Origin of the sequence: Streptomyces sp. NPDC060205 (genome assembly GCF_042728395.1) — a bacterium.
Classification (GTDB): Bacteria; Actinomycetota; Actinomycetes; order Streptomycetales; family Streptomycetaceae; genus Streptomyces.
Genome location: NZ_JBHWZP010000559.1, coordinates 1 through 3,387 on the forward strand (window position 1 = coordinate 1; position 3,387 = coordinate 3,387).

At 75.3% G+C, this 3,387-nt stretch carries 2 protein-coding genes; both read right to left on the reverse strand.

Annotated features, from left to right (window positions below; all coding sequences use genetic code 11):
- Nucleotides 1-99 precede the first annotated feature (99 nt).
- Nucleotides 100-1,332 carry a radical SAM family heme chaperone HemW gene (hemW, locus tag ACFWGJ_RS42855; RefSeq protein ID WP_387334383.1) on the reverse strand — a complete coding sequence of 411 codons (1,233 nt, stop codon included), beginning with the start codon at nucleotides 1,330-1,332 and terminating at the stop codon, nucleotides 100-102.
- A 73-nt stretch (nucleotides 1,333-1,405) separates the two neighbouring features.
- Nucleotides 1,406-3,214, reverse strand: coding sequence for a SpoIIE family protein phosphatase (locus ACFWGJ_RS42860; RefSeq protein ID WP_387334384.1), 1,809 nt, complete (start codon nucleotides 3,212-3,214; stop codon nucleotides 1,406-1,408).
- Nucleotides 3,215-3,387: the final 173 nt, after the last annotated feature.

Below are 3,387 nucleotides of genomic sequence, written 5' to 3' on the forward strand. Positions count from 1 at the left end.
ATCTCCAGCCCGTCCGGCGTTTGAGGACCGGGGGTTCGGGGGCAGCGCCCCCGAGTCAGTGACGGGAAGGGTAGGGGCGGCGGGGGCGAGAAAACGCCCCTAGTCCACCAGGTCCCGCACCACCCCGTCCGCCAGCAACCGCCCCCGGAGGGTGAGTACGGCCCGCCCCTCCCCGAACGGCCCCGCCTCCAACAACCCCCCAGCCAGCGCACGCGAAGCCGCCGCCAGCCCATCAGCCCGCAGCAGCGACAACGGACACCCGTCCGACAACCGCAGCTCCAGCAGAATCCGCTCGACCCGCCGGTCCTCCTCCGAGAGCAGCTCCCGCCCGGCCCCGGGCGACCGCCCACCCGCGAGCGCCCCCGCATACGCGCCAGGATGCTTGACGTTCCACCACCGCACCCCGCCCACATGGCTGTGCGCCCCGGGCCCGGCCCCCCACCAGTCGGCCCCGCGCCAGTACAGCTCGTTGTGGAGGCACCGCCCGGCCTCCGAGGTGGCCCAGTTGGAGACCTCGTACCAGGAGAACCCCGCCTGCGACAGACGATCCTCGGCCATCAGGTAGCGGTCCGCGTGGACGTCGTCGTCGGTCATCGGCACCTCGCCGCGCCGGATGCGCCGGGCGAGCTGCGTCCCCTCCTCGACGATCAGCGCGTACGCCGACACGTGGTCGGGCCCGGCACCGATCGCCGCGTCGAGGGAGGCCCGCCAGTCGTCGTCGCCCTCGCCGGGGGTGCCGTAGATGAGGTCGAGGTTCACATGGTCGAAGCCGGCCGCGCGGGCCTCGGCGACGCAGGCCTCGGGCCGGCCGGGGGTGTGGGTGCGGTCGAGGATCTGCAGCACGTGCTTGCGGGCGCTCTGCATGCCGAAGGAGATCCGGTTGAACCCGCCGGCCCGGAGCGTGGCCAGGTACGCCGGGTCGACCGACTCCGGATTCGCCTCCGTGGTGATTTCCGCGTCGTCCGCGAGCCCGAACTCGTCCCGGACGGCTCCCAGCATCCGTACGAGATCGTCGGCGGCCAGCAGGGTGGGCGTACCGCCGCCGACGAAGACCGTGCGGACGGGCCGCGGGTCGTCACCGAGGACCTTGCGGGCGAGGCGGACCTCGTCGATCAGGGTCTCGGCGTAGTTGTCGCGGGAGGCCAGCACGCCCCCCGAGCCGCGCAGCTCCGTGGCCGTGTACGTGTTGAAGTCGCAGTAGCCGCAGCGCGTCGCGCAGTACGGGACGTGCAGGTAGAACCCGAGCGGGCGGTCGGCCGCGTCGGCCAGGGCGTGCGCGGGCAGCGCCCCGTCGTCGGGGACGGGCTCGCCGTCGGGAAGTGCGGAAGGCATGTCCTCCATTGTCCCGCACGCGCGGACGTGCCCGTACGCACGCATGCGCGCCCCCGCCTGGCGCCGGGTCCGCCTACTCGGCCTGCAGCACCAGCAGCGCCAGGTCGTCCTCGGGCGGCTTGCCGCCGAACTCGTGCACCAGCCGCCGGATGCGCTCGGCGATCAGATCGGCGTTCAGCCCCGCGCAGCCGGTGAGTGCGGCGACCAGTCCGTCCTCGTCGTCGAACTGCCGGTGTCCGTTGCGGCGCTCCGTGACGCCGTCCGTGACGCACAGGATGCTGTCGCCCGGCCGCAGCTCGAAGGTCCCGCAGCCGTAGCCGGCGTCCTCGAAGACCCCTAGGAGGGTCTGCGGCTGGGCGACCTCGCGGACCTCCCCGGAGGGCTGGAGGAGCAGCGGCAGCGGGTGTCCGGCGGAGGCCAGCGTGCAGCGCACCCCGCCCTCGACGGGGACCAGCTCGCCGTAGAGGAGGGAGAGAAACCGGTTCTGCGGGCCCTCGTCGGCGAGCCCCCGGCCGCCGTCCGCCACCAGGGCGCGGGCCGCCGCGTCCGCGGTCTCGGTGGCGTCGTCGAGGAGGAGCTGGTTGAGCCGGTCCAGGACGTCCGGCACCGCGTACCCCTCGCGGGCCAGCAGGCGCAGCCAGGGCCGGGCGAGGCCGATGACGACGGCCGCCTCGGGCCCTTTGCCCTGGACGTCGCCGAGGGCGAAGCACCAGCGTCCGTCGCCGGCGGGGAAGAGGTCGTAGAAGTCGCCGCTCGGTCCGCCCTTGTCGCAGGGCTCGTAGACGAGCGCGCTGCGCACCCCGGGGATCTCGGCGACCGCCCCGGGCAGCAGGCCGCGCTGCAGTACGCGGCTGATGGTGGCCTGGCGGGCGTACTGGCGGGCCGCTCCGATGGCCAGCGCGACGCGGCGGCTGAGGTCCTCGACGAGTCCGGTGATCTCGTCGGGGAAGTGGTCCTGTCCGGCCCGCCCGATGACGAGGGTGCCGAGCGGTCTGCCGCCCGCGATCAGCCGGAACGCGAGGGCCGATCCGTCCTCCGCCTTCGCGCCCAGGGCCTCGGCGGGCCAGGGCATCGGTACGGGCCCGGAGCGCGCGGAGTCGGGCAGTTCGGGCGGGTCCTTCTCCAGGAGCCGGCGCAGCTCCTCCATGCGGTTCTCGCTGCCGTGCCAGACGCGGGCGAGACGCGGTCCGCCGACGAGGCCTCCGTCGGCGCGGCCCGGCGCCTCGTCCTCCAGCCACACCGCGCACCAGTCGGCGAGCCTCGGCACGACCAGTTGTCCGGTGAGGGCGGCGACCAGGTCCTCGTCGAGCTGCCCGCCGAGCAGGTCGGAGGCCTCGGCGAGGAAGGAGAGGGCGCCGCGGTTGAGCCAGTCCTGGTCCTGGACGCCGCGCCGGGGTGCGGGGGCGAGGATCTCGGCGGCCCGCTGCCCGCGCCGCAGCGCGTGCTCGCCCTCGTAGGCCTCCGCGGCCTCGGCGGTCGGAATGGTCTCCGAGGGCAGCCGCGCCCACACGGTTTTCGTCCCGGTGCGATACGTGATGCCCCAGGCGTCGGAGAGCGCGGACACGAGCCGCAGCCCGCGCCCGTACTCGACGGCGTCGTGCGACCGCCCGCCGCCGTCGTCCCGCACGACCCGTTCGGGATGGTGATCGGACACTTCTATGACGAGAGCACTCTGCCGCTCCACGGCGGACACCGCTTCCCGCCCCCCACCGCCGGCACCCGCCACGCCCCCCACCCCGGAAACCACGGCAAGCCCCGGCCCGCTGCCCGGCACGACACCTGGCGGGAGCCCTTCCACGGACCCCGGCGCGAGATCCTCCGAGGTCCCTGGCGCGGCCCCCGGCGCAGGGCCGGGCGCACCGCCGGGCCCACCGTCCGGCACGGAGCCGGGCGCGGGGCCGGGCGCGACCCCCGGCGCGGAGCCGGGCCCGGGACCGGGCGCGGGGCTGGTGGCGGAGCCGGTGGCGGAGCCGGTGGCGGAGCCGGTGGCGGAGCCGGTGGCGGAGCCGGTGGCGGAGCCGGTGGCGGAGCCGGTGGCGGAGCCGGTGGCGGAGC

What these genes read in the sequence shown, in the direction of transcription:
- hemW (WP_387334383.1), bottom strand. Translation starts at nt 1,332, where the DNA reads ATGCCTTCCGCACTTCCCGACGGCGAGCCCGTCCCCGACGACGGGGCG.